This is a genomic window from Halonotius pteroides, from assembly GCF_003605635.1.
In the GTDB taxonomy this organism is placed as follows: Archaea; Halobacteriota; Halobacteria; order Halobacteriales; family Haloferacaceae; genus Halonotius; species Halonotius pteroides.
Genome location: NZ_QMDW01000024.1, coordinates 13,450 through 38,219, shown reverse-complemented (window position 1 = coordinate 38,219; position 24,770 = coordinate 13,450). Strand labels below are relative to the sequence as shown.

22 protein-coding genes and 2 pseudogenes are annotated in these 24,770 nt (G+C 52.3%); 15 read left to right on the top strand and 9 right to left on the bottom strand.

Features of this window, described 5'->3' with window-relative positions; all coding sequences use genetic code 11:
- Positions 1 to 621 (top strand): phospholipase D-like domain-containing protein (locus DP106_RS12920; protein WP_205738942.1); only part of this gene is annotated, 621 nt, incomplete at its 5' end.
- 23 nt (positions 622 to 644) lie between these two features.
- Here the strand turns inward: DP106_RS12920 and DP106_RS12915 are convergent.
- Complete coding sequence (locus DP106_RS12915; RefSeq protein ID WP_120085930.1) at positions 645 to 1,244, bottom strand: DUF7344 domain-containing protein; 600 nt, start codon at positions 1,242 to 1,244, stop codon at positions 645 to 647.
- Between the two features lie 249 nt (positions 1,245 to 1,493).
- Between DP106_RS12915 and DP106_RS12910 the strand changes: the two genes are divergently transcribed.
- Entirely contained in the window at positions 1,494 to 2,318 is an 825-nt protein-coding gene (locus DP106_RS12910) for a hypothetical protein (RefSeq protein ID WP_120085928.1), read from the top strand.
- Positions 2,319 to 2,339: 21 nt separating this feature from the next.
- Here the strand turns inward: DP106_RS12910 and DP106_RS12905 are convergent, their stop codons facing one another.
- Positions 2,340 to 2,882 (bottom strand): DUF7344 domain-containing protein, encoded by a 543-nt coding sequence (locus tag DP106_RS12905; protein ID WP_120085926.1) that lies wholly within the window; start codon positions 2,880 to 2,882, stop codon positions 2,340 to 2,342.
- A gap of 391 nt (positions 2,883 to 3,273) precedes the next feature.
- Here DP106_RS12905 and DP106_RS12900 point away from each other — a divergent pair, with 391 nt between their 5' ends.
- From DP106_RS12900 to DP106_RS12875, 7 genes are all read left to right on the top strand, one after another.
- On the top strand, positions 3,274 to 4,143 hold the full coding sequence (locus DP106_RS12900; RefSeq protein ID WP_120085924.1) for a SipW-dependent-type signal peptide-containing protein: 870 nt from the start codon (positions 3,274 to 3,276) through the stop codon (positions 4,141 to 4,143).
- A 194-nt stretch (positions 4,144 to 4,337) separates the two neighbouring features.
- Positions 4,338 to 6,035 carry a SipW-dependent-type signal peptide-containing protein gene (locus DP106_RS12895; RefSeq protein ID WP_120085922.1) on the top strand — a complete coding sequence of 566 codons (1,698 nt, stop codon included), beginning with the start codon at positions 4,338 to 4,340 and terminating at the stop codon, positions 6,033 to 6,035.
- A gap of 372 nt (positions 6,036 to 6,407) precedes the next feature.
- Positions 6,408 to 7,226, top strand: coding sequence for a hypothetical protein (locus DP106_RS12890; RefSeq protein WP_120085920.1), 819 nt, complete (start codon positions 6,408 to 6,410; stop codon positions 7,224 to 7,226).
- Positions 7,223 to 8,401 carry a hypothetical protein gene (locus DP106_RS12885; protein WP_133305146.1) on the top strand — a complete coding sequence of 393 codons (1,179 nt, stop codon included), beginning with the start codon at positions 7,223 to 7,225 and terminating at the stop codon, positions 8,399 to 8,401. Before DP106_RS12890 ends, DP106_RS12885 begins: the two co-directional genes overlap by 4 nt.
- Positions 8,398 to 9,384, top strand: coding sequence for a signal peptidase I (locus tag DP106_RS12880; protein ID WP_120085916.1), 987 nt, complete (start codon positions 8,398 to 8,400; stop codon positions 9,382 to 9,384). The genes DP106_RS12885 and DP106_RS12880 overlap by 4 nt, the downstream gene beginning before the upstream one ends.
- The gene (locus DP106_RS15545; RefSeq protein WP_133305145.1) at positions 9,377 to 10,726 is read left to right on the top strand and encodes a hypothetical protein; all 1,350 of its coding nucleotides are present in this window, start codon (positions 9,377 to 9,379) and stop codon (positions 10,724 to 10,726) included. Before DP106_RS12880 ends, DP106_RS15545 begins: the two co-directional genes overlap by 8 nt.
- Positions 10,727 to 11,092: 366 nt before the next feature.
- Complete coding sequence (locus DP106_RS12875) at positions 11,093 to 11,353, top strand: DUF7123 family protein (RefSeq protein ID WP_120085914.1); 261 nt, start codon at positions 11,093 to 11,095, stop codon at positions 11,351 to 11,353.
- Between the two features lie 633 nt (positions 11,354 to 11,986).
- On the opposite strand, the gene DP106_RS15940 is transcribed toward DP106_RS12875, so the two are convergent.
- The 4 genes from DP106_RS15940 to DP106_RS15540 all read right to left on the bottom strand — a co-directional run bounded on the left by DP106_RS15940 (position 11,987) and on the right by DP106_RS15540 (position 14,098).
- Entirely contained in the window at positions 11,987 to 12,154 is a 168-nt protein-coding gene (locus tag DP106_RS15940) for a hypothetical protein (RefSeq protein WP_165857898.1), read from the bottom strand.
- Positions 12,155 to 12,215: 61 nt separating this feature from the next.
- On the bottom strand, positions 12,216 to 12,698 hold the full coding sequence (locus DP106_RS12870; protein WP_120085912.1) for a hypothetical protein: 483 nt from the start codon (positions 12,696 to 12,698) through the stop codon (positions 12,216 to 12,218).
- 3 nt (positions 12,699 to 12,701) lie between these two features.
- Complete coding sequence (locus DP106_RS12865; RefSeq protein WP_120085911.1) at positions 12,702 to 13,292, bottom strand: DUF7342 family protein; 591 nt, start codon at positions 13,290 to 13,292, stop codon at positions 12,702 to 12,704.
- Between the two features lie 593 nt (positions 13,293 to 13,885).
- Entirely contained in the window at positions 13,886 to 14,098 is a 213-nt protein-coding gene (locus DP106_RS15540; RefSeq protein WP_133305144.1) for a hypothetical protein, read from the bottom strand.
- A gap of 372 nt (positions 14,099 to 14,470) precedes the next feature.
- Here DP106_RS15540 and DP106_RS12860 point away from each other — a divergent pair, with 372 nt between their 5' ends.
- The 5 genes and pseudogenes from DP106_RS12860 (at position 14,471) to DP106_RS12850 (ending at position 21,621) form a co-directional block, all read left to right on the top strand.
- Entirely contained in the window at positions 14,471 to 17,518 is a 3,048-nt protein-coding gene (locus tag DP106_RS12860) for a PAS domain-containing sensor histidine kinase (protein WP_120085909.1), read from the top strand.
- Between the two features lie 184 nt (positions 17,519 to 17,702).
- Entirely contained in the window at positions 17,703 to 18,149 is a 447-nt protein-coding gene (locus DP106_RS12855; RefSeq protein WP_120085907.1) for a pyridoxamine 5'-phosphate oxidase family protein, read from the top strand.
- A gap of 388 nt (positions 18,150 to 18,537) precedes the next feature.
- Positions 18,538 to 18,855 carry a hypothetical protein gene (locus tag DP106_RS15535; RefSeq protein WP_133305143.1) on the top strand — a complete coding sequence of 106 codons (318 nt, stop codon included), beginning with the start codon at positions 18,538 to 18,540 and terminating at the stop codon, positions 18,853 to 18,855.
- Between the two features lie 285 nt (positions 18,856 to 19,140).
- Positions 19,141 to 19,374: pseudogene (locus DP106_RS16275) on the top strand (IS6 family transposase); the annotation flags it as partial.
- A 609-nt stretch (positions 19,375 to 19,983) separates the two neighbouring features.
- A complete protein-coding gene (locus DP106_RS12850) occupies positions 19,984 to 21,621 on the top strand; it encodes a sensor histidine kinase (protein ID WP_133305141.1) in 1,638 nt (545 codons plus the stop codon).
- Positions 21,622 to 21,719: 98 nt separating this feature from the next.
- On the opposite strand, the pseudogene DP106_RS16270 reads toward DP106_RS12850, so the two are convergent.
- A pseudogene (locus DP106_RS16270) lies at positions 21,720 to 22,394 on the bottom strand (TIGR00266 family protein).
- Positions 22,395 to 22,720: 326 nt separating this feature from the next.
- On the bottom strand, positions 22,721 to 23,089 hold the full coding sequence (locus DP106_RS16575) for an ArsR/SmtB family transcription factor (RefSeq protein ID WP_165857896.1): 369 nt from the start codon (positions 23,087 to 23,089) through the stop codon (positions 22,721 to 22,723).
- A 222-nt stretch (positions 23,090 to 23,311) separates the two neighbouring features.
- On the opposite strand from DP106_RS16575, the gene DP106_RS12835 reads away from it, so the two are divergent.
- Positions 23,312 to 23,752, top strand: coding sequence for a hypothetical protein (locus tag DP106_RS12835; protein WP_120085901.1), 441 nt, complete (start codon positions 23,312 to 23,314; stop codon positions 23,750 to 23,752).
- 7 nt (positions 23,753 to 23,759) lie between these two features.
- Here DP106_RS12835 and DP106_RS12830 read toward each other — a convergent pair whose 3' ends face one another.
- Positions 23,760 to 24,665 (bottom strand): CheF family chemotaxis protein, encoded by a 906-nt coding sequence (locus tag DP106_RS12830; protein WP_120085899.1) that lies wholly within the window; start codon positions 24,663 to 24,665, stop codon positions 23,760 to 23,762.
- Positions 24,666 to 24,770 lie beyond the last annotated feature (105 nt).

Sequence of the window (24,770 nt, the reverse complement as noted above, 5' to 3'; positions counted from 1 at the left end):
TGTCACCGTATTGGATACTGTGGCTCAACCCTCATGAATTTTCAGCTATCAGTATTAGAGGAGACAACTGCCACACTTCGTGATCGGTATGAGAGTCGTGTTGATCGCCTTCACAACGCGCTCAAGACAGTCGAGACCGTCGAGGATAACGACAGCTCGTCGGCACAGGAAGTCTGGACGATGCGCGGCCGAGACCCGATCGAAAACCGGGCAGAACAGCTAATCCAAACAGCGACCGAAGAGATTGTCTTGGTTATCGGGGATAAAACGCTGTTGACCGCAGACCTTGTCGAGACGTTAACCGGGGTGGAAGACGACATCGAACTAACCGTGGGCGCACTAACGCCGTCGCTGCAAGCAGAGATTCAAACAGCCGTGCCGGCCGCCACGACGTTTGTCTCGGAGCTTGGCTGGTTGCACGGTGAGAATGCAACGGCGGATGACACTGCGATTGGTCGCCTGCTGATGGTTGACGGTGCCTCAATTCTAGTAAGTTCGATCATACCGGATTCAAAAGCTGAACAAGCCGTTTTCGGTGAGGGGTTTGGAAACGGGCTTGTAGTCGTTGCTCGCCGGCTGATGTCTCAGGGGCTTGTCACCGAGAACGCGTCGGGAGCGTAGCTGTTGGAACTACGACGACAGCGTTATTCCGTAATTTCCCGTGGTGGCTCCACCTCCGGAGGCGTCGCTGCGGATCCGATTAGCGTCCGTCGATCACGGAGGTAATGGAGGCTGCTGGTGATAATGAAGACGCCACTGGCCAGCAGTGCGTACCCGAATCCGCCAACGGAAGAAAACGGTGCCACCCCTTGGACAGCGATGATTACCAACACAGAGATAGCTGCACTCAGTAACAAATAAAATTGGCTCCACGGGAGGTCATTAGGTGGCACAACATCGAGGTAGAGATCAAATTCCTGAATCTGATTGGTGATGGTGATGGTTTTGCGATCTTTCGAATACACGATCACATCTAGCCGATCCATCGTCGGGAGATGCGTTTGGTGGAGGGCGGTATACACCCGTTTTCGTTGCTTCGGTGTCACTGCGTGTAGTTCAACGCCATTTTCCCATGCGGCGATCTGCGTAGAAAGTTCCCGGATGGTGACAGACTCACCGACCTGTGACAGATAATAAAGTGTGAACCGACGCCGGCGACTACTTAGTGTTTCGAAGACAGCTTCGGTTGATAGCTGTTGTTTGTCGGCTGGGAGTGGTTTGGCAACTGGCTGCAGTTTGCTCATACGAACCGTAAAGCACTCTCTGCTACATTAATACCACACAATTTCCAGTTTAGTTGGTTATTTATTAATCGAGTGACAGGGAGGGCGATTACGCACTCAGTATACTTTTATCGGGTATCCCGGCCGGGAATCGGATCGAAACCTGTAATTACAGACCCCGGGATCTCCTTTTTGAGTCGAACGATTTCTTCAATCGGGTTAGGTCAACCATACCTAATTGTTCTAACGACCATCGTTTAGCGGAACCACATGACACAAAAATCGACTTCTGGCCTTTTTCGGGCGATTCGCCGCCCTGAGTATACCGGTGAGAATCGGTGTCGCCCTTGTACCGTTGTCAACCTCATGTTTGCGGCGGCGATTACTGCTGGGGCTACGGCTGTCTGGCAGCCAGCCGGCATTCCGGTTGCGCTGGGTTCGCTTGCGAGTATCTATCTTCGTGGGTACTTGGTACCCGGGACGCCTGCGTTAACCAAACGGTATCTCCCTGACCGAGTGCTCGATCTGTTTGGAAAGTCGGCGGCCGACACCCCGATGCCACCAGAGGAACCGACGGATGCATTCGACATTGTCTCCTTTCTCACCCGAACATCGGTTGTGGTCGACGACGGTGACGATATTGGGCTCGCCCCGGAGTTTGAAGTGGGTCTCAAAGTGGCCGCACTTGAGCTTGATTCCGATGCAGCACTGCTCGCTGGCTCGGCTGATCTGCTAGATGTTGCCCCGGAGCAGCTATCGTTTGTCGATGGCGGCCTGTCGTGGCGTGTCTCTGTTGACGACTCGATCCGTGGCAAGTGGGAGTCACGGGCGGCGTTTATTACCGATCTTGCTGCTCACCGTACACTTGCTGACTGGACTGATGAATGGGATATGGTTCCGGGTTCGGCTCGGGGACGAACCCTCTCAGCAATCCGCGCCTGCTGTGACACCTGCCCCGTCTGCTGGGGCGAGATCAGGCTTGGAACCGAATCAGTGAGTTCTTGCTGTCGGGAGTACGAGGTGGTCGCTGCCGTCTGCCACGACTGTGATGCTCGCCTCTTCGAGACTGACGCAGCTGCTGTTGATGACGATTAAACGAACGCACATCGCGGGCTGTTATAAGAAGCGTGCGAGGAGCCGTGTCACCTGACCGCCGGTACCCAGCCGCCCAGCGTATAGCTGATAGATGGTTGAACCGGCAAACAACAAGAGACAGGCTGTTGCGGGGATAAGCGGATCGACTGCAGCGAGTAGCGGAACTGCTGCTAACGAGCCGACTGTCACAACCAGTCCGACAACGCCGAGTGCGCGATAATACTCCCCCCATGTGACGCCGATACGTGTTGTCACATCCATATAGCGATTCAGCTGCCCTGCCTGCGAGCAGACACGCACCGTCTTCCGGTTTGGATCATACACCACCAGTCCGAGGCTGTCCAATTTCGGAAGGTGTGTCTGATGGAGCGCGTTGTAGACGCTCTCCCGGAGCGCGCGTGGCGCGGGGCGTTCTCCAGACTCTGTGGCTGCGATTCGTTCCGAAAGGTCACGCAACGACATACTCTCAGGCTGTTTCCACAGCTCTATGAGCACCTCGCGTCGGCGCGCGTTACTGAGCACGCTGTACACCTCTACCTCGGGCAGCATGGCCTGATTGAACATTGCTCGTCGCAACGCGCGTGAGTGAGATAGATATGAATTCACTGCTATTTGGGTACAGATAGAAGGGTAAGAGTACCAAACCGGTATGTCAACTGGATACTACTGGTACGGGAGCTGTACAAATCGGTATGACTAGTCAACCCAGTCGGTATGGTGGCTGGAGACGACCGGTATGTCCGCCTAACGAGGCGGTATGCGTTCCGTGCAAACTGGTATGGTCAGTCTGTTTGAATACCAAATGGCGTAATCATCCGTTCAAAACACCTCCGAGAGGGCCTCAAACAGTTGAATCAGCACATAGGTAATACCCCCTGTGATGTGGGGATAGTTGTCCCGAGCCGACCGGACGATCCTGTGATTGTTCAACGTGGTCTACCCGGGAAACAGACCCATGACAGAAGACAACAACCCCCAACTGTACAGCCTCTCACGCCGCAAAATGGTAGCCGGTCTCGGTGTTGTCGGCCTCGCGTCTGCGGGTGCCGGCGTCGGTACCTCGGCGTTTTTCAGCGATGAAGAGAGCTTCGAAAATAACACGCTCACCGCGGGGACGCTCGATATGAGTGTCACCGCCAACGTCGTCGCGGCCGACGATTACTGGACCGGGCAAGGTGCCCTTGACCTGAGCGAAACAGCTGATGGCGACGTGGTTTCGGGCATTCAGGTCGACGATGTCAAGCCCGGCGACTGGGCGGTTATCTGCTTCGATATCGAGGTCGGCGACAACCCCGGCTACGTGCAGGTGCGCACAGAAGAGTTCGTAGAGAACGGTGGTGCCAACCCCGAACCCGAGCAGGACGTCGAGGGTGACACCGACAACGATGCCGACCTCGGTGAATTCCTGCTGACGACCGTGTGGCAAAACTATGACGAGACCAGTGGCGACAAGACTGGACTCTCCACACTCGATCCCGTATTCAACAATGCCTCTGATGATCTTAACATCAGTTACGGATCGCCAGATGTTGGTGGTGTCGTCGACGGTGTCACTCACTACACAAACGCCCGCGAGGCAAACGGAGTGCTTGAGGATGGATACCTAATCAAAGACGACAACGGCGACCTGCTGCCGATTAACGACCAGGCCAACCAGGGCGTCTACTCGTTTTGTCTCCTCCTTGAGATCCCGTTCCAGGTCGGCAACGTGATTCAGGGCGACTCGATCTCGTTTGATCTCGTCTTCGAGACCGAACAGGTTCGACACAACGAGGATCCGTTCAACAACACAGCTCCGGTGAACAACTCAACTGGTGGTCAATAAGCTCGTAGTAGAAGTACCGAATAGCGGATTCTTTTGGAGCCTTCCCCGCTGACGCTGACTGGCTCCCCCCGCTGTTCAGGCTCTGCTGTCCGGTGGAAACGATACCGGACAGCGGATCGGTTCCCATCCCGCGTTGGTATACCACGACGGTTCGATTCCGTCGGCGGGATTTCCCCCTATGGGGATGACATATAATGAATAAAAGACCCAGACTTTCCCGCCGCAAGGTGCTCGCGGGGATCGGTGTCGTTGGACTCGCGTCTGCGGGTGCTGGTGCCGGCACGAGCGCGTTCTTTAGCGATGAAGAGGAGTTCGTCGACAACTCGCTCGTCGCGGGTGAGCTTGACCTGCTGGTCGACTGGCAACAGACCTACGACTTCGGCGACGGCCAAACCTTCGTCAGTGCCCACCCCGATCACGACAACGACGGCGAACAGTCGATCATTGACCCAGAGACCCAGACCGTTCAAAACTACAGTGATTTCCCGGACGACGACGATCCTGACAGCAATGGTGCGAACATCCCCGGGTTGACCTGTGAGAACATTCCGCCGCTATCGGAGGCTGACTTCGGCGTTGACCCTGTTACCGATGAAAACATGGAGACGCTGGTGCAGTTCTCCGATGTAAAGCCCGGAGACAGCGGCGAAATTACGTTTTCGCTTCACCTGTGTGATAATCCTGGCTACCTATGGATGCAGGCTGACAATGTTTCCGAAGACGGCGGTATCCTCACTGACCCTGAAATGGCAGTTGATCCAGACAACCTCGGTACGCTTGGGGATGAGATCCAAGCGACGCTGTGGTACGATGAGGACTGCGACAATGTCTACGATATCGACGAACCGGTCGATATCATGCTGACATTGGACTTCTCTGGATCGATGCTGTACGATCAATACGGCGGGCTTGTCAGTACTGACGACATTCAGCTCAATGGGACTACATTGTCAGAAACGACAAAGATTGATCTCGTTGAATTGGGGACTCGTCAGTTCGTTGACTACCTTCAATCCCAGAACGCGGATGTGCAAGTTGGGGTCGCCTACTTTGACGGCGAAGGAACCGACGACAATATTCCTCGAACTGGGATCCTCCAGCCACTGACGACTGACCTCTCGGTTGTCGACGGGGCGCTCTCAGGGCTTCGCCAGAAACTTGCAAATGTTGTGACCGGTAGTGCTCCATCGACGCCGTTCGATGGTGACGGTAATCCGAGTCCATTCTTTACGAATGGGATTGCGACGGGTACCTACATCGGCGAAGGCGTCGACGATGCGCAAGCTGAAATCGATGCTAATGGCCGCAACGGGGTGGATTACACGAACATCATTCTCTCGGATGGCGAATCGTTCAACGGAACCGGAAGCACGCAGTTTTCCGATCCAGTCACCGCAGCCGACAACGCCCGTGCTGGATCACTGTCGCCGCCTACAGACGTGTTCACCATTTCGGTTGGAAGCGCAAACGATAGTATCCTTCAGTCGATGGCTGGTTCGGCCGGTGGAACCGGCGGAGATCCATCCTTCTTCAACGATGTTGACAACCCAGTAGATATCCCGAATGTGTTCGGAAATCTCGCGGCTCAAACGGTCGCTGAGAAAGTTATCATGCAAGATAGTCTTGCCACTGTACTCACCGAATTAGCGGATGGTAACGGGATCCCGCTTGACGGCAACCGAGCCACGATCTACGACGAGCTGACTGATCCTGCTGACAACCCCGATCGAGAGGCGTTCCGCGGCGAGGGCGTGATGCACTGTGTTGCACTCTCGTGGGAACTTCCGTTCACAGTCGGAAATCAGGTGCAAGGTGACACCCTTGGCTTCGACTTAGGGTTCTACACCGAACAAGAACGGCACAACGATGGTGCCGGGCCGCAAGTCGCTTGATCGGTTCTTGCGACAGCCCACGACGGCGAACGGGGGTTCGACTCCTCCGGTGGGTATTCTTCCGTCACCGAGACAGGGAGCACGAAACAGGCACCGGCAACGGTCACACAAGACCGCAGATAACCCAACGAATACCGGAATAAACAGCATAATGATAGAACATAACGACCCCAAACTGAACACCACAGCATATCGCCCCGATGAGGTAGCATGATTTAGTGAGCGTGGTAGTGGCCGCCTGCCGTCCGGTACGAACGCCGTACCTGGATGACATCGGCTCATACCTATTTCCGCTATTGATCTACACTCATCCGACCAACGGATCGGTACGTCCGATCCACCAACGACCCGGCGTATCCGGGACAACTGACAATGACATTAACACGCCGGAAACTGTTGACGGGTATCGGTGGCGGGACGCTCACAGTCGGTGGGATCGTCGCCGTCGGGAAAGCGCCCTGGAACCCGCCGCAGTTCTCACAGTACACGTACGCCGCACCCGATGATGATACCGACGACCAACGCCTCAGCATCGCGTGGTATGAGCGATACAACGGCACGTTTGTCGAAAACCATGCCGACACCGACGACGACCTCGAAACAACCTTAGATCCCGATGGGGGCCCTGGGTACACAAAAGAAGCGACGTTCGTGACTGACGCCTCCGGCCCGGTTATTGCCGTGCAAAACGTCCTTCCGGGTGACACCGGGGTTGTCGTTGTCGGTCTCGAAGTGGTTGCAGATCCTGCCGAGCCGCTTGACGTGTGGCTCCGTGCAGAGGTAACAGACGATTCCGAGAATGGCATCAACGGCCCCGAACAGGTTGAGGGCGATACGACATCGAATGACGGTGAACTTGACGAGCTTGCGACCGTTGAGATATGGCGCGACGGCTCCCCGTTTGGCAGCTGTAACGGTAAAAAAGAGTTCGATGAGAGTCTTGAATCGCCGCTTGTCGCGCCCGCCCCCGTCGCTGAAGCCTTCTCGCCGACGACTAACGTTGGTGCTGATGCAGGGCTTCTCGCATTCGACTGTCTTGATCCGGGAACCTTGCGGTGTGTCGCGCTTCGCTGGGCGGTACCGGCCAACACCGGCAACGAAGCGCAAGGGGACTCACTGGGATTCGATTTCTCCTTCGGTGGCGGTCCGTGTGGGGAAGACAGCCCGTTCACCGGTGGAGGGTCACAATGACTGTGACTCGACGCCGGATCTTGGCGGCGGTAGCCGCCACGGGTGGGGCCGGCGCGCTGATGGGAACTGGTACCGCTGCAATGCTCCGCGATACAGAGCGGTATGACGCCTCGATCACGGCCGGCACAGTCGACCTGCGTGCGGAGTACGAACTGCTGACCGGCCCGGGTGCTGGCGAGCCTGACGGACAGGGGATAATCGATGGCCCACGTGTGAGGCTGCCAATCGGGTCGCTCAGCCCAACTGCTGCCTCCGGGAGCATGCGTCTCACGTTCGCGTTGCCGCAACGTGGCGATGCGGTCAACAACCCGGCAGCGTTGTGGCTTGCGACAGACTGCCCGGTTCCACAATCGACTGCAGTAGCGGAGTCGATTCACGTTGTGGTGTCGTACGCTGACTGTCACTCCGGAAGCCGCCTCCAGCGAGTCACTGCTGGATCACTGCGTGAGGTTGCTGAGGATCTCCGCGGGGGATTCCGGGTCGACGGTGATCCGTCGACGGCAGGCAACGACTGCTTGGTCGACACTGTCTGTCTCCTCATCGAGTACGAACTCGACGGCTATATCGGAACTGAGACGGTTGCGTTACCGCTGTGGTTTGCAGCCCTCCAGTGCCGAAACGCATCCACGCAGAATCCCTTTGCAGGGGTGGATTCAGATCCATGTCCTGCCGCTGACCCATGCCCATGCTGCAACACGCTTGGGAAACTTGAGTTTGAAGACGATACGCAGTCGGGACTAAGCGAGAGTTTCGCCACCCCCGGAGTATACGCTTTCAATAACGGCGATCCAGACTACGGATTGGAGATCTACGATACCGCAGACAAGGGTGGCGGTAGCGAAACGGTCGGGATTGCGTTCCGGCTTGTGAGCTTTACCGGTGGAAACGCCCCGCCGATTTGCACGGTCGCGGTCAAAGGTGGTCGCGGATACGAGCAGTATGACCGCACCGATGGCCTCTCGGCGGACACACTGTCTCTCCCTGGCAGTGACACCAACGGTATCGTGTACGCACCAGAGGGAACCGCGATTAGCCACGTCACAGTCTGTGTCTGTACGGCCGATTCGAAGGCAGACTGCGAGGGGTGTACTGATCCCTCACATTCGAATACTGTCGTCAGCGGTTGGAACGGGAACGGCAATGGTGCGTCCGGAGCTGCCCGAGGTGACCGATGATCCCGCTCTCACGGTCATCGTTGCCGAGAGCGCGTAGCCTTGTGGTGACGCTCGTGCTGATCGCGGCTGTCTCGCCGTTTGTAGTGTTTGCCCTCCCCGAGGTGGTTGGGGCCGACGAGAGCTACGTCGTCCTGTCAGGGAGTATGGAGCCAACACTTTCGCCCGGTGATGTAGTGATCGTCGATGCAACTGCCACCGTGGGTGTCGGTGACATCATCACGTATGATACCGGCGACCAAGTGCCGACAACACACCGTGTGATCGACGAACGGGACGGTGGCTACCAGACCAAAGGTGATGCCAATGAGAACGTTGATTCGGGGCTTGTTGCCTTTGAATCCGTTATCGGACGCACCATCATCACGATCCCGTTTGTCGGATATGTGATCCTGTGGGCGAATTCGCCTGTCGGCTACGTCCTGCTTGTGGTGATTCCGCTGGTGCTACTCGGGGTGAGTGAACTCCGCAAGTGGGCTCGCCAGGATCCCACCACCGCATCAGACACAGCCCACCAGTCAGTATCGGCCGATAATCCAACAGCGACCGTCGGTACCGATGGCGAGCAGAATTTTAAGTGGCAGACTACGGATGACGTGGAGAATGCGATTGCCCACGCCGATGATATCGATCCTGAAACACAGTCTACTCCCACTAGCCAAGCCACTGCAAGCTCGGACTTCCATAACCCGTCCTCGTCCGACACCGGGCAACTCGCAATCGTGGATCTGAAACTCACACTACTTGCGATGACAGTCTTGCTCGTATATGCGGGCTGGAACATCTACCGTGAGGTCACTACCGCCGCCGCACCGACCCCACTCTCGGTCGGTGTCTTCACTGCGGGGCTTCTTGGGCTCCTGTTTACGGGGGCGATGACCATCTCGGCATGGCAAGCGAATAACCCCGACGAGCCACGTTTGCCACCGGCCCTCCCGCTGCCTGACGGTGGCGAGGGTGAGATGTCGGAGGAAAGCGATGAGTAAACTACCCGTCGTTCTCAGTGCCCTCTTTGTCTTCGTCGCGGCGACGACTGGAAGCGGGTCAGTCGCATTCCTATCAGATGGAGAATCTGTTTCCATCGGTTTTAATGCCGATGTACCGGCCATTGAGATGGTTTCACAGGATCACACCCTGCATACCATAGAGACAAATGTTACTAGCAACGAGACAGCACGAAACGCCACCAGCAACGAGACAGCACAAAACCAAACGGAAAACGGTTCATTGGTACCGGATACTGATGAGAACCCATCACCGGTACTGGACGGTCTCCCGGAAAATAACGCATCTGAACTGCCTTCCAATGGAAGTTTGGCTCCCGATGAGGAAGTTCCACAGTCGGAAGAACCAGAGGACTCGGCATCCGATCGATCAGAAAACTCGACTACAAAAGAACGTCTAGAGTCGCAACCAGCTAATTCACCAGCGGAAGACGACACGTCTAATCCAACTTCAAATGGTGAATCCAACACTGGATCCAACGATGGGACTTTACAATCGGAAAAATCAGATCACTCACCACCGGCCGAATCAGAAGATTCGTCTCCTGATGAAGACTCAAAATCGAAATCAGACAATCCCCCTCCAAGGGACGACACATCTGATACAGCGTTAGATGAGCAATCTGCTTCCGGTGGGAAGGCACCGCAGTCTGAAGAATCAGAGGAGTCGTCTACAAAAGAAGAATCAGGATCCCAATCAGATCATCCACCCGCTGAAGACGATACGGATGGGCCAGATCCAAATGAGGACTCACATTCGCCTTCGGACAGTACGACTCCACAGTCCGAAGAGCCGAACGACTTAGAAGCCGACAGTTCAGAAGGATCGCCCACTGAGAGCGATTCAGACTCCCAACCGAGCGAATCACCTGAGGAAGATGATACATCCGAATCGCCCTCAGGTACGAATCCGACTTCCGACGGTGGAGCACCACAATCTGGAACGTCGGAGGAATCAGCACCTCCCAAATCGGATGACACATCGACGGGAGGAGATTCACAATCCTCCACAATAGAGACCTCAGAGCAGGCGACGACACCAAGTAAGTCTCCACCCGCCTCCTCCGAATCTGATACACAACGGCATGATAGCTCACCAGCCAGTGGTACGGCAGATTCACACACCCAAACCTCCGGACAGCCAAAAGATTCCGACGGTGGATCAAACGGCGACTCCACTGGGAGTAGTGTGAAGTCCGCTGGGTCGTCTTCAGGGGTAGACTCTGGTAGCAACAAACCTGATTCGACTCCGAACTCAAATACCCGATCAAACCGGGGCGGTGGATCTAGCGACTCGTCAGACGAATCCACCGGTTCCGAATAATGTCTCCCTCAATATGGCCACCAAATCTCCTACTTCCTGGCATGAGACCACATGCGATTCGCCGGAACGTGCTTGTGATCCTTGTTTACGTAGTTCTGTTTATATTCTTTAGTGGTGTGATCAATCGGATCATCGAAATGGGTTGATAGATAGTATGCAGTACAAATTAGTATCACGCATGCTCCAAAACCAGTTACCACCTAACAACCACATTATATGAATATTCATCGGAATTTGGCTGTTGTTACTATTATGAAAAAAGTATCCAGCTTTATCAATGGCACAACAACTATGACACAATGGGCCAAGCGAACCACGACCACCCAGATCTATCAAGCACGATCATAGCTACATGGGAGAGCACCGATGAGTAGCTCATCTACCGTGAGTACCACTCTCACAGACAAGCAACAACGTATTCTCTCGTACTTTCGCCGTGAAGTGGATGCTCAAATGTATTTCAAATCACGCGTCATCGGCCAAGATATTGGGCTATCAGCGAAGGAAGTTGGTACAAATATTGGGGCGATCCGTGATGGGGAGTTCGGACTCACTATAGAACGGTGGGGAAAATCTGGCAGTATCACATGGAAAGTCACCGAGGATCCTGTTTCTATCGCTGATTGACATCTGCCAAGGCTTATTCAGAGACTCTGCCTGATACTGCCGTAATTGCTCAGTCTGAGCCAGAAATATGTGTTATTCAATCATTGAGAGATTGCCAAGTGACGAATAAAGCTGTTTAGTTGCTCACTTACCTCAACCTACAAATGCCCTATCTGATGGTGGGTGTAGTGGAGTTTTACACCGTGGACAACGTCGATTTACAGTAGTATCATAATTCCAGCCGCATTTACGACATTTGGTTGTGTGTGAATTCATTACTAAAAATTAGTCTAATAATATATAAATATATCTGTAAATAACGGACAATTGTTATGAATTTAGTACTCCTATTCATGACGGGATATACGCGCCTCGCATCTTGCATACCAGAACAAATATCATTCTTATCTGGTAGTATTTCGACCAGTCAGTCCAAAACCCTACAAAACAGCTGGGCTGACCCAATTACCGAGCTATCGGCACGTCGTGAGTGATTCGATGACAGGCTACGGGTGAGGAAACATTTCCTGCCCCGTGTCGGTGTTACTGTGGTAGTTCACCGAGATCAAAAGTCAGGAGGTTTGTCACTGAGCCGACGCGGTGATCGACAGTCACTGCTCGCCATCGACGATAGAATAGAACTGCAGAACGCCGTTACTCGTTGAGAACAGTCGCCTCTTCGGGTGGTGCCAGATCGAGTTCCTCGGCACCCTGCTCGATCTCTTCGGGAGTTACCCCTTCGGCCTCGGCGAGGATCTCGGTCAACTCGTCCATGCTGATAACCTCCTCCGAGGGGTCTTCGCGTGACTGTTCCTTACTCATAGCTGTATCCACGTGTTTCGTACTCATAAGGGTGTGTGGTGACTTTCCTCCGTCGGGCCTCCTACGGCGGGTTGCGACCTGCATTGAGTGGCTCATACGAATCCGTGTGGTAGGCGACCCGCCAGAGTTTGAGGACGGCGCGAGTGACTAACTCTTCGGGAGATTGTGTGATACAAGACGCTTCGACATCGTTTGGGTCAGAACTCGCATTCGGCGGTGGGTGATAGTGTTCTAACCCGGAGACGTGGATGTAGTCTCCCGCGTGGAGGTGTTTCCCCCAGCGTAGGTTCATCCCCTCAGTGTCCGTGTAGTGGAATTTGTAATCATCTCGTGTCGTCCACTGGATGTCGATTCGGGCCTCATCGGCGACACATAATCCGTCGTCAAGCACAACTTCGAGGACGGATGGATGGAGGTAGTCGTCAAGTTCAGCTGTTGCGAGTGGTTCCATCTCCTCGACGACATCACGAATCGTCAGTAGTGCCGGTCGATCCGTAGCCCCCCGAAGAGTATGGGTTTCTGCTTGGTCAGGAGAATCTCGCATTACTCAGGCAGGGACGCTGTCGTCGGTCGACTGACGGTCACTGTCGACGAATTGCTCGGCGTTGTCGATCGAGAGGGCAGCGTTCGCGAACGCAAGATTCCGTCGAAGCGTCTTCCATTCACGAATCGTCTCTGGGTCGATCTCATCCTGTGGGGGCCCGGTTTCGCTGAGAGCCTGGTTCGTCTGGTTGACCGCCAATTCTTCTGGGGAATCAACACCGAATTCAGACCGATACTCGGTGAGTTGCTCGCGCATCTCCTGAATTCGGGTGAGGAGTTCATCGGTCGAGACGTGATCAAGGATGTCAGCAGCCTGTTCGACGACGAGTGATTCAGGTGAGCGCCGATAGAGCGTGCCACCCTGTTCGCCGGGTGTCGTCTCGACAAACCCCTCATCTGCGAGTGTATTCAGGTGCTTTCGAGCGGTCTTTGGAGCCGTCCGTGCATCGTCAGCTACGGTATCAGCTGAGACGGGGCTGTACGTATGCGCAACGACGTGTCGAATGCGCTCATATGGAGTTGTTTCTGCTTCCCATTCCTCACCAACTGCTTCGTTGACGTCTGCAAACTCATCTGGTGGGTTTCGGTCGTTCATATAGAAACGCACGGTTTAAAGGAATATAGTTCTTTGGCAAATTCATATATTCCTTCAGTGGAGAGTACATCGACTGAATCCACCCAAATGAATTCCGGAAATCGTTCCAGAACTAACCGAACACAAACAAACGGTCAGAAAACACCAGTAGAGGCGTTCTGGGGGTCATACATTGCAATCCGGAAACGATTTTTCGAATGAAGTGTGGAATCTATATTTTTCCATTGTTGAATCGTTTTTATAAATAATCGACGGGTTGTAGGCACTCAACTTAGGATTCTACACAGAGAATCCCAAGTTCACGAGAAGCTCAGCGAGCACCGCTGATTGTTTCAGGATCAGAAACCCCCAGCTCGGCTTTTTATTCTCCCTGAGTCGATGTATTGGTAGAGTCGGCGGGTATGCTCTGACACCATTCCCCGCTTCCGGATTCCATAATCCACTCCCTTCGCTGCACTTGCCGTTCTCGCCGACTCACTGTGTTGCGTTAGAGCCTTCTCCTCTCCACGTTTCAATGGAGGCTCTAAAGTATAAGTTGTACGATAGGAGGGCCAGCGCAAGATGTAGGGCGCAAGTCTTGCACAGCACTCCGCTCAATCAAGATAGCCTAATTGACGAAGCGATTCGAGTGTTTCTTCGTCTAAATCGGCTCTTTCAATTGCTTCTTGTCCAGCTGTATACTGTTCTTTGAGTGCGTCGCATAGTTGACGTGCGGTACGTAATTTGAATGTTAGCTCCGACTCTGTTACCTCTTCTTGTACGCTTTTTAACATCGTGTCGATATGATCAAACGAATCTAGTCCCATATGTATAAATTCGCATCTTTAGCTATTAGTCACCACTAACTTTCTCACGATCTTATAATTCGGGGTGGGTATTTAATCGCTACCTCTCCATGGCGGCTGCTATCTATTTTTATCGCTCCATCCACGTTGGTGAACTCACGCTTTACGTGCAGCACTCCAAATATTCCTATATCAAACTTCAAGTGGTTTTTTACCAGATTAGGCAAGATCAAAGATGTATTTTTAATCTATTTGTTGGCTTCAGTCTGCTTCCTTCGGTTATACGCCCTCTCCGTTACAGATCGACCCCATTGATTTATACTTCGTATCTCATAATATTGATCTAGAGAAGTGTTACTATGAGACAACCCACTGGAAAACAAGTGTAAGCCGATGATATCGAAAAACACAGAAACCGACTATTCAGGCGTTTATAACGCGGTCTGTAGTAGCATCTCTGAGCCTCTCTGTGTGTTTACCGTCAAACGAAGTGACACCGGCCCCACATTCGTGTTTGAACATAACAATACTATCCACAGCGAACAAACCGGGGTTGAGAGAGACAACCACGGTGGCCAACCACTGAACGACTTGTTAGATGCTGAAGATGCAGCCGCGCTTCGTCACTCACTGGAAGACTGTCTCGACCATGCTGAGCCAGTTGAACGGACTGAAACCATCAACTGGCCGAAAGTGACAGTGTCGTGGAAGACAACGTACACGCCTGTTGTCCAGGATGGAACCGTCGAAAAGATTGTGGCGACCTCTCAGGAGGTCTCAGAATCTCCACCACCTGATAGCCAACAATCGAATCAGGAAGTAGCACAGCTCACAGAACGGCTCAAACTCGCTGTTGAGGGTGCGGGAATCGGCATCTGGGATTGGGATATGACGACCGATCAAGTCGAATACAACGAGCAATGGGCCTCAATGCTCGGCTACTCACTTGACGACATCGAGCCACATCTCAGTGCCTGGGAGAGTCGAACCCACCCAGATGATGCTGAGCGAATCAAAACAGCATTAGAAAACCACGAGCAGCAAGCAACCGAATACTACGACACAGAACACCGGATGAAAACCGCAAGCGGCGATTGGAAGTGGATCCGCGATATCGGAACCATTGTCGAACGAGATGCCGATGGTGATCCGATCCGTGCGGTTGGAATTCACATTGATATCGACCAGCAAAAGACCGCCCAACAGGCACTCGAAGCTGAGCGAGAGATGTTCAAACAAGGGCCAGCAGTTGTCTTTCGCTGGGGCGATGATGCTGGCTGGCCCATCGAATATGTCTCAGATAACGTCAAGGACACGTTCGGCTATACACCGGCTGAACTCCAGCCAACTGAGTTTGTCTCACTTGTTCACGACGAGGACGTACAACAGGTCAAGGAGTCGTTCGGTAGAGAGAGAAAAACTGATACTGAGTTGGTCACTCTGGATCCCTATCGGATACGTGATGCTGATGGGAACACCCGCTGGGTAAAGGAATACACAAACACAGCTCCGGACAAACCCGGAGACACCTCACTCGTCGGCTATCTAATCGACGTAACAGAGCAAAAAGAAAATCAGCGAGAGCTTGAAGCCCGCGAGCAGAAATACCGCAATCTGTTTGAGGACAATCGCGATGCCCTCATGCTTATGAATCGCGAGGGGTATCTCGATTGCAACGAACAAGCACTCAAACTGTTTGGAATCGACTCTGTTGAGGAGTTCGTCACGCACGCCCCATGGGAGCTGTCACCTACAACACAGCCCGACGGACGACCTTCACAGGAGGCTGCGAGTGAATGGATTGATGAGGCCTTTGAGTCAGGTGAAGCAGTTTTTGAGTGGGTACACCAGCGCGCCGATGGGACAGAATTCCCCGCAGAGGTCAAACTCACGCAATTTGCGTATAACGACAGATCAGTTGTACACGCCCTCGTTCGAGATATCACCGAGCGAAAAGAACAGGCGCGATCACTCGAAATCAGCGAGGCAAAATATCGAAGCCTGTTTGAGGATAGCCGCGATGCCCTCATGCTGCTTGACCGGGACGGATTTTTTGATTGCAACGAACAGACACTGGAACTGTTCGACATCGAGTCTGTGGAGGCGTTCGCCGAGTACGCCCCGTGGGAACTCGCGCCGCAGTCCCAACCAGATGGCAGAGACTCGAAAGCAATAGCATTGGAACACATTGAAAAAGCGTTCAACGAAGGGGCGGCATTCTTTGAATGGATCCACCAGCGTGGTGATGGCACGGAGTTTGCTGCTGAGGTAAAGCTCAGTCGGTTCGAACATCAAGGTGAGCCAGCAGTCCATGCGATTGTCCGTGATATCTCTGCGCGAAAAGAACGAGAACAACAACTCAAACAATTTCAGAAAGCCGTCGAACAGACCGGTCACGCGGTGTATATGACCGAGACAGACGGAACCATCGAATACGTCAATCCGGCATTTGAGTCGATCACCGGATACAGCAAATCCGAGGCAATCGGTCGCGAGCCGAGTATCCTCAAATCAGGTGAGCACAGCGAGGACTTCTACGACGAGCTTTGGGAGACGATCCTCGCCGGTGATCAGTGGGAAGCCGAGGTGATTGATGAACGGGCAAACGACAAGGAGGTCGTACTCAGTCAGACCATCTCACCGCTTACTGATGATGAGGGAACCCCGGAGAAATTCGTCGCTGTGGCGAACGATATCACCCAACGGAAAGCCTATGAACGCCAGTTAGAGGAACAACGCGATAATCTGGATATTCTCAATCAGGTGCTGCGTCACGATATCCGGAACGACCTCCAATTGATCCTTGCGTATACGGAGATGGTTGCGGACACGATAGATGATGATGAGGCAGAAACGCATTTGAATACCGTCTATGAAAACGCAGAGCATGCCGTTGATCTCACAAAGGTAGCCCGAGAGATGGCAGCTGTCATGCTCTCAGCGGAGCAAGAACTTGAACCGATCAGTATCCGTTCGGTAGTACAATCTGAGATTGAACAGATCAGGGAAGCATATCCAGACGCCAACATCATCCCTGCTTCGGAGATTCACCAGGAATCTGTGCGAGCTAACGAAATGTTAGGCTCTGTGTTCCGAAACCTGTTGAAGAATGCGGTGCAGCATAACGACAAACCAGTTCCGACCGTTGCCGTGTCATCGGACACAGCGGATGGAAGTATCAAAATCCGAGTTGCGGACAACGGCCCAGGCATTTCTGACGCCGCAAAGGAGGATATCTTCGGTAAGGGAGAGAAAGGACTCGACAGTGAGGGTACCGGAATCGGCCTTTATCTCGTCAAGTCGTTAGTAGAGAGCTACGGTGGTGATGTCTGGATCGAAGATCGAGAAGAAGGCGATATTATTGATACCGAAACACCCGCCGATACCCCTTCTGAGGGTGCGGTGTTTGTAGTTGAGCTGCCGGCGGTAGGAGATGGTTAGGGCATGTTTTATATTTCAGCTATCTAAACAATTCATATTGTTTATTCCGATTTTTCATTTTTCACTCCTCGTATCATCCTAGCTATGGGGAGACAGGCATGAATTGACGTATGTCATGTTGAATGAAACATGACCCTGTGAATAATAGACTCATTTTAATAGAAAGCCGCAAAATGAGTAGCATATGAGACAGTTGGATAAAGAAAAAATTAGAGAGACGATAACTACAGTCGGGATCGGAGTGCTATCGATGATTAGCGAGGAGGAGCCCTACGGAATCCCTGTTTCATTTGGCTACGATGACGGCGAGGTTAGTTTTATTCTGCAGGCTGACAGGGCCGCTGAGAGCCGTAAGCTGGCAGCACTATTGATAAACCCTCGTGTCTGTCTCACCGTTGTCCAGCAGAGTCAGGAACCCACCGAGATGTGGCGAAGTGTGGTCATGACTGGTAAGTTGATTCAACCACCACTTGACGACGAGAAAGCAGCAGTCGATGCACTCGCAGATAACGGCTCATTCGTCCCTGGGGTCAATGTTTTTGATGCGCCAGAAAGCGAGATTGATGTTACTATTTTTCAGCTTGATCTAACGGAGATGAGTGGCCGCGAGTTCGGCGGCACTGTTGAGTAGTTTAGCCACATCGCCGCTGACAGCGTAATAAAAATTTGATAAAACCAGGGGATCGGCAAGCACACGCTTTAGGACTGTTCGACGATGAGGTCGATCATTCCATGGTAGATATATGCTACTCTACTGTTAAATTCACCAGAATCTATTAGATTGTTGTTCAATCCAGTTATTGTATAAAGATGACCTTTCCTGTACGGTGAGAACGATGCCATGACTTATATTATATCCGAGTAATTGATATGTAGGAGGAATACCTATCATAGACCCGAAGATACCTGTCCATACGACGCTTGATTGGACTGGCCGCACGCTCTGTCGAGGTTAGACCTAGCCTATGATTAGTCCAATCCAAGAACAACTATATACCAATGCCAAGTTTCAAAAATATATGGGTATTGGTCTTTTCTTATCAGGGACGGCAACAATTCCAGCATCCATACTAGTTGTTCGAAAAACAATATTCTTTTTTCTTGGATTCGCGTTGATTATTGGTGGTTTGTATGATCTTTATACAAGCCGGTTTTATGCAGTAATCAAGCCTGGGGCGTCCATCACACTTGGAATTGGTATACAACTCATAGTGCTAAATGTGCTTGAAGTATGGGAGTTGTTGTTCTTGTGGCCGCTTTCATTCATTTTATTCGGGACAATCACCATATTAGGTGGAATTGTTGAAGACTGGTATTATCGAACCGCAAGGTCTTGAGACGACTGATTTCGGTGGGGAAACATACCACGTGAGTCCAAATGAAGGCCAGCCGCCCGACTATTTGTGTTGACCGAGATCGAGCAGAATTATAGTAGCTTGTCCTAACAAATCGCTATCTGATGGATAACGCTCAGTTCATCGATGTTGATGAGTCGCCCGAATTCGCCGGTTTCAGCGGTTTGGGTTTGTTTGCGTTAGCGATTTGATACACAAGTCGCTCACACCGCACCGGGTTTTCTCCTTGCTGCGACCCGCGTCTGCCGACAACTCAACAGACACAACCTTGCTGACGCTGTCTTTCTCATTGATGATGCTCACTCATTACAGGCTGCCTGTCACCATGCCGGCTGCGATTTCAAACACGAGCAACATGGAAATCGGAACGTTGTCGAACCTGTCTTCAGAAAACCAAAACGCCGAAGTTTCTCTTTCTCGAACTGTTTCATCAACGCCGCAGCAGACACAGCCGACAACTGGCTCAGATCATTCAGATTCGCATGGAACCAGCTTATCTGAACACTGCTAATCAGCAATACCGACGAATTTAGTGGATCACATTCATACACCCACAGCGTAATGTCTCCCGAGCCCTCCAAAATCGACATTGCCGAGACCATGGCTGACCTGATGAATGGAATAGCCGGGTGGATTTTAATTGCACTCGGTATCGCGGCATCGCTGAGTGGTGTCGGTGGAATTCTACAGCAGGCTACCCAGCCGAAATGATAGCCCCACTTGTGGTGCTCGGATTCGGATTGTTGCTCACAGTCGCAGGGATATTCGTCAACCCACGTTTTCGTCGCCGGATAGACCGCCGCCACGGACTTGCCAGGCTCGGGTAAATCAAAACCGTGGAAAATACGACCGTCTCAGAAACCGAATATGGAGATGCGGTTTGCGTCAGCTGTGGTTCCGGTCAAAATGACGGATTGGTTCGTCGCTATCGCTAGGAATACGTGGTCGCTGGCATTCCCTTGTGGACAGTGTCCGAAAATTATAATTTCTACTGTCCAAGTTGCGCCCTTGAAGAGTTTCCCAGTCTCTCGACGACAAACAGGAATACCAACGATATCAAAGAGCAAGCTATTGCAGAAACAAAATAAAACACCGAATTAATACGAAGCAGTGATAGACACGCTGATAGTGCTCCTCCAAAGCTCTCCCAGCACATTTGCGATTGGTCTAACCGTTCTGGTTGGGCTGGTAGCATGTGCGCTCCCTGTCTGGCTATGGGTGGTTCGGTGGCCCCAATTGCGTGCGCATCATGCTGATTTAATTGTCCCATTTATTATTACAACGGTACTGTTCGGGGTGCTTGTTGTCTCCTTTCCGGCGTATGAGGGCATCATACCGACAGACGCCTATGCGCTGTTGCCTCTGGTAATCTTGGCGGCAGTACTGGTTCCATGGGCTGTATTCTGCCTCAGGTACACCGGACGAGATCACCTTTTGACGAATCGTCGAATCGGTGTTGCTAGCGGCTTACTCTATCTCTTCGTCACTGTCTTCATATTGAGTGTCACAGAAACGCTTCCGGGATCGACTCCATTGACTATCCTGTTGGGTATCGGGGTAGTAAGCCTGCTTGGCGGGACATTCGCAATCGTCGGCATCGTGTTACTCTCCACGTATCGAGACGCCGAACTCCCCATGGGACAGAGTCTGGCAGCGGTACTTCCACTCGTTGTGCTAATGATGGCATCACAGGGGCTTGGTGCTGATCCCAACACGCGAACGATAGCTAACACGACTGTATTTGCGGTTGCTACCGGATCACTATGGATAGCTGTCACCCAATACGATGTGCTTACTCGCAGGCCGGGGACAAGTCGTCTGGGCCTTCGCTCGGTGGTGACCGAGATGGACGAACCGGTATTGATAATCAATACCGATGAGAACATAGTCAACGCGAATGCGGCGGCAACGGCCCTCTTTGGCTCAGATGTCGTCGGTGAATCCTTCGAAAACGTCCTTGGGCAACCAGTCACGTCAGTGCGTGCGTGTGATACACTCAAATATTCGACCACAACCGGGACGCAGAAGTTTGACCCCCGTGTGTCAAGTATAGCTGGCGGCGGTGGTCAGCGACTGGGTCTTACCATCACCCTCATTGATGTGACCGACCGTGAAATGCGGCGCCAGCGGATTGAGGTTCTCAATCGGATTCTCAGACATAACGTCCGAAACGATCTGGATGTCGTTCTCGCCCATACGGATCGCATCACGGACGACGATATCCGCTCGAATATTAAGCAGACACTCCACGGAACACTTCGACTAAGCACAAAGGCTCGTGAGGCTGAGGAGGTGATGAGCACTGTCACCGCCTCGACAGAGAAATTCGACCTTGGGGCACTAGCAAGATCCGTAGCCGATGGGTTTCGATCTGGCGAGCCGAGTGGAGACATTACCGTAGAGGCAGCCGATATCCAGATCGTATCCTACCAGCCTGTTGTTCGACGAATTCTCCATGAGTTGATCGAAAATGCACTGAAGCATTCTGACACCGACACACCCTGTGTCTATATCACCGTTCGAGAGGAGTCCGAGGGGGCTACCGAACTCATTGTCGCTGACAACGGCCCCGGCATCCCAAATTTGGAGCAAGAAGCCCTGGCCGACGGAAGAGAGACCCAACTCAAACATGGTAGCGGAATCGGACTATGGTTTGTGAACTGGGCTGTCACACAACTTGGTGGTGAACTTGAGTTCGATCAAAACGACCCAACCGGTAGTATCGTCACTGTTCGACTATATGATTGAACAAAGCTAGTGGGTGGGATCAGGCTTCGAGACAGCTTTTCTGTCGTACTATCTCTGCATGTTCCAGGCAACGCTTTTATTCATCAAAAATCAGCTTTTTACCCCTGATTCGGCAGTCGCGGAGCGGTAACCTCCACCAGAGAGTCCATATCACGGGTCTGATACCACGTTGTCCCAGGGCCAGTGAACTCGAAGACAAGCCCTTCACCACTCAGCAGTGTTGATTTTAGATCGCCAACCCGCCGGGTGGAGTACTCAATCGTGTTATCCCACGCGATAAGGTGCTCGTTATCCAGAACGTACGATTCGCCTGCGGCCAACTCTAGCTTCCCAAGACCGCCGTAGGCGTCGATAAAGACTGTGCCGCTGCCTTTCAAGGCAAGCGGTGTGATCCTAGCCCCGCTTAGCATCGATTTGAGTCCGCCGACCTCTGAATTGATATCAATCCCTTCTGTTCCAGCGATAAACGCCCCATCCGTCGAATACAATGTCTCATCACGAAGTTTGTGGGCCATCACGTCTCCTGGCGTGGGCGGTGCTAGAGTAACCTATCCTGACCCGTTTCTGGCAACGAATGTGTTGGTGAACATCGATTCCCCGCCTAGCATGGATTTGGCTGAGCTGAGCAATCCATCGCGGCTCGTTTCGGTCTCGACATCAACAGTCGTCGAGTGACCGACCATTGCACCAGGTTCAGCGATGATTGATTCACCCTGTTGTAGTGAAACGGTCAAGTCCGTGTACGACGGTCGGTGTGAGAATTCGTAGTCTATTGGACTGTTCGATTGACGGTTAGTCGGCAGTGGGAGAGGGCTGTTCAGGCTCGAACTCGGGAGCATCAATTCTGGGTGAGCCACTATGCCAGCGGCGAAGGCTATACACCACCGTGAGTGCCACAGCGCTTATGCCAGCGATCTGTTTTTTGCTGATCGACATGTGTGAATAATCGATTGAAGCGAAGGAGGTTATATTGTGAATACCTGTTTCAGTCTCAGAAACAGTAGCACGCAGACGGTTGTTTGTCTATCTGCAAGGCGTCTGTTACAACAAGTACTACAGGCCAATACGTGAATCTTGGTTTCTCCGCTACAGCAACAAATCAGCTTAAAGCCGTGATTTCAATCCCACTGCTGTTGAATGTGAGATTTGCGCTGTCCACGACAACGTGGAATCGTTTCCGATGGCGACCGTCAGCGTCGAGTGCAACGGTACTTTTAATCAGCCCAGCTGACTCAAGGGAGTTCAGCCGAAGATAGACGGTCGGGCGTGACGCATCCAGTTCCTCGGCTAACGTGGCGGCTGCTGTCGGACGATTAGCCAAGGCCGTCAAGATTTTTTGTGCATACGTGTCGGAGATGAGCTCTAGAAAACACTCTGCATCGATGGACTCTGTAGTATGTGCTTCCGTGCTGTGTCGAGAGTCCGGCAGTGAAGCCGGAGGTTCGCTCTTGGACTCTATCGCTGACATCGTAGTTGTACAGTCCGACCGACACCCAGTGTAGCCCGCTGCTATCATGCTCAATCGAATTCTGAAGCAACTCTAGTTATCTTCAGCATGTTAGCTTTCAATGACATATTTTACATTTCGGATAGGCGACTGCAAAGCAGGGGACAGACAAATCATGTTGGGAATCTATAAATACTCTCAGCCGGGAGATACTTGATGGATGGCTCGTTTTGAACAACTAAGATGGCCCCCGAGCAATCAGTTGTGACATTCTCTGTTGGCGACTCAGTGGCTGATACTGGCGATGATGACCCCGACGGAGCCATCGTCGTGAACTGCCCCACAGACAAGACAATCGCCGATTGGAAACACGAAACGGATTCCGGAACCACCACGGCTGCTGCGGAAAGTCCTGAGTATCTTGCCGACGAACAACTCATCATCGTAGCGTTTCGAGATGCCATTGCCGATACGCCTGACAACTGGCAAAATCTTGATCCAGACACGCTCTTCGAGCAAGTTGTCGAGCACGATATCAATCAGTATGGCTTTCGAGCAGGCCGCTTGGAACAGATCGAACCTGGCGAGTTAGGTGTTTGTAAAGACAAATTGCAGGACTGCAACACCAAGTTTCAAGCACAATATAGCGGCGATAGAACACAGTTTCTCAGTTTACGACGATAGTGGTGGTTCACTGTGATCGGTCATCAAGCGCGTTGGCAGCAATATTACGACCGCTGGCGTTCAATTCAACTTCTTGCCTCATGCGCACCCGATTGATGATACCGTATTCAATAAGTTGGTCAAATGTCTCTTCAATCGTCGTCACGTCGCTCCCAACGAACGATGGAATATCAAACGGCCGGACTCCGGTATGCAGTGCCAACAGCACCTCCTGTTCAGTTCGTGTCAGTTCAATATCTGTCTGACTGCGCCGTTCTGCCTGTTTGAATAGCGATTGAGCAAACACACGAGCTCGCTGTGGAACCGCAATGTGGGTCTCTACCATGGTTTTGCCGGCCAGATGTGAAACATGAATAACAGTTCGTTCTGCTCCGTTAATTGTTTGGTTGGTCACAGTTGTGTCAGATAGTTCCTCAAACTCTAGAGTCGCCTGTGTACCATCATTCAGAGTTACCACAACATGATTCGGATTAATCCCTAATCTAGCTGTTTCCCAACTCGCAGTCTGTACCACACCACCGCTGACCGCTGGATGCTTACATCTGACCGTTTCTCCCTCAAGTGTGGCCGTATAGAACCGTTCTCTGAACGACTCGTACCTTTCTGGGATAATAATAATAACGTCGCTTCCTAACTCAACTCGCATATAATCTGAGAGTGCAGCTAATGATTGATCAGGTTGCTTCTGCCCTGAAAGCCCAGTTATATCCGAGAAATCAATGGCGAGTTGTCCACTATCGCCGAGGAGGATCAGTCGCTCATCGGATAAAATAATGCGGCCCTCCAACCATGAAACTTGGTCAACCTGTGTGCCATTCTTGACAGCTATGGTGAATTTTCCAGTCGTGTCAGAAATATTATTCTCTATTTGATTTACCACCCTCGTCTCAGCGCGGTCTGCCTTACCACTCATGCAGCGCTACCTCCTGAATATCCGCTATCTCTGCCATACTCATTTTACACTATACAGGGGCTACAACCACTTGAATACCATTATTGGTGCTTTTAGATACAAGGC

Coding starts and splice junctions, on each gene's coding strand:
- DP106_RS15545 (WP_133305145.1), top strand. CDS start 9,377: ATGAGTAAACTACCCGTCGTTCTCAGTGCCCTCTTTGTCTTCGTCGCG.
- DP106_RS12830 (WP_120085899.1), bottom strand. CDS start 24,665: ATGAGTGGTAAGGCAGACCGCGCTGAGACGAGGGTGGTAAATCAAATA.
- DP106_RS16575 (WP_165857896.1), bottom strand. CDS start 23,089: ATGTCAGCGATAGAGTCCAAGAGCGAACCTCCGGCTTCACTGCCGGAC.
- DP106_RS12860 (WP_120085909.1), top strand. CDS start 14,471: ATGATATCGAAAAACACAGAAACCGACTATTCAGGCGTTTATAACGCG.
- DP106_RS12900 (WP_120085924.1), top strand. CDS start 3,274: ATGACAGAAGACAACAACCCCCAACTGTACAGCCTCTCACGCCGCAAA.
- DP106_RS12880 (WP_120085916.1), top strand. CDS start 8,398: ATGATCCCGCTCTCACGGTCATCGTTGCCGAGAGCGCGTAGCCTTGTG.
- DP106_RS12835 (WP_120085901.1), top strand. CDS start 23,312: ATGGCCCCCGAGCAATCAGTTGTGACATTCTCTGTTGGCGACTCAGTG.
- DP106_RS15535 (WP_133305143.1), top strand. CDS start 18,538: ATGGGTATTGGTCTTTTCTTATCAGGGACGGCAACAATTCCAGCATCC.
- DP106_RS12865 (WP_120085911.1), bottom strand. CDS start 13,292: ATGAACGACCGAAACCCACCAGATGAGTTTGCAGACGTCAACGAAGCA.
- DP106_RS12915 (WP_120085930.1), bottom strand. CDS start 1,244: ATGAGCAAACTGCAGCCAGTTGCCAAACCACTCCCAGCCGACAAACAA.
- DP106_RS12890 (WP_120085920.1), top strand. CDS start 6,408: ATGACATTAACACGCCGGAAACTGTTGACGGGTATCGGTGGCGGGACG.
- DP106_RS12875 (WP_120085914.1), top strand. CDS start 11,093: ATGAGTAGCTCATCTACCGTGAGTACCACTCTCACAGACAAGCAACAA.
- DP106_RS12855 (WP_120085907.1), top strand. CDS start 17,703: ATGAGACAGTTGGATAAAGAAAAAATTAGAGAGACGATAACTACAGTC.
- DP106_RS15940 (WP_165857898.1), bottom strand. CDS start 12,154: ATGAGTAAGGAACAGTCACGCGAAGACCCCTCGGAGGAGGTTATCAGC.
- DP106_RS12895 (WP_120085922.1), top strand. CDS start 4,338: ATGAATAAAAGACCCAGACTTTCCCGCCGCAAGGTGCTCGCGGGGATC.
- DP106_RS12910 (WP_120085928.1), top strand. CDS start 1,494: ATGACACAAAAATCGACTTCTGGCCTTTTTCGGGCGATTCGCCGCCCT.
- DP106_RS15540 (WP_133305144.1), bottom strand. CDS start 14,098: ATGGGACTAGATTCGTTTGATCATATCGACACGATGTTAAAAAGCGTA.
- DP106_RS12870 (WP_120085912.1), bottom strand. CDS start 12,698: ATGCGAGATTCTCCTGACCAAGCAGAAACCCATACTCTTCGGGGGGCT.
- DP106_RS12885 (WP_133305146.1), top strand. CDS start 7,223: ATGACTGTGACTCGACGCCGGATCTTGGCGGCGGTAGCCGCCACGGGT.
- DP106_RS12905 (WP_120085926.1), bottom strand. CDS start 2,882: ATGTTCAATCAGGCCATGCTGCCCGAGGTAGAGGTGTACAGCGTGCTC.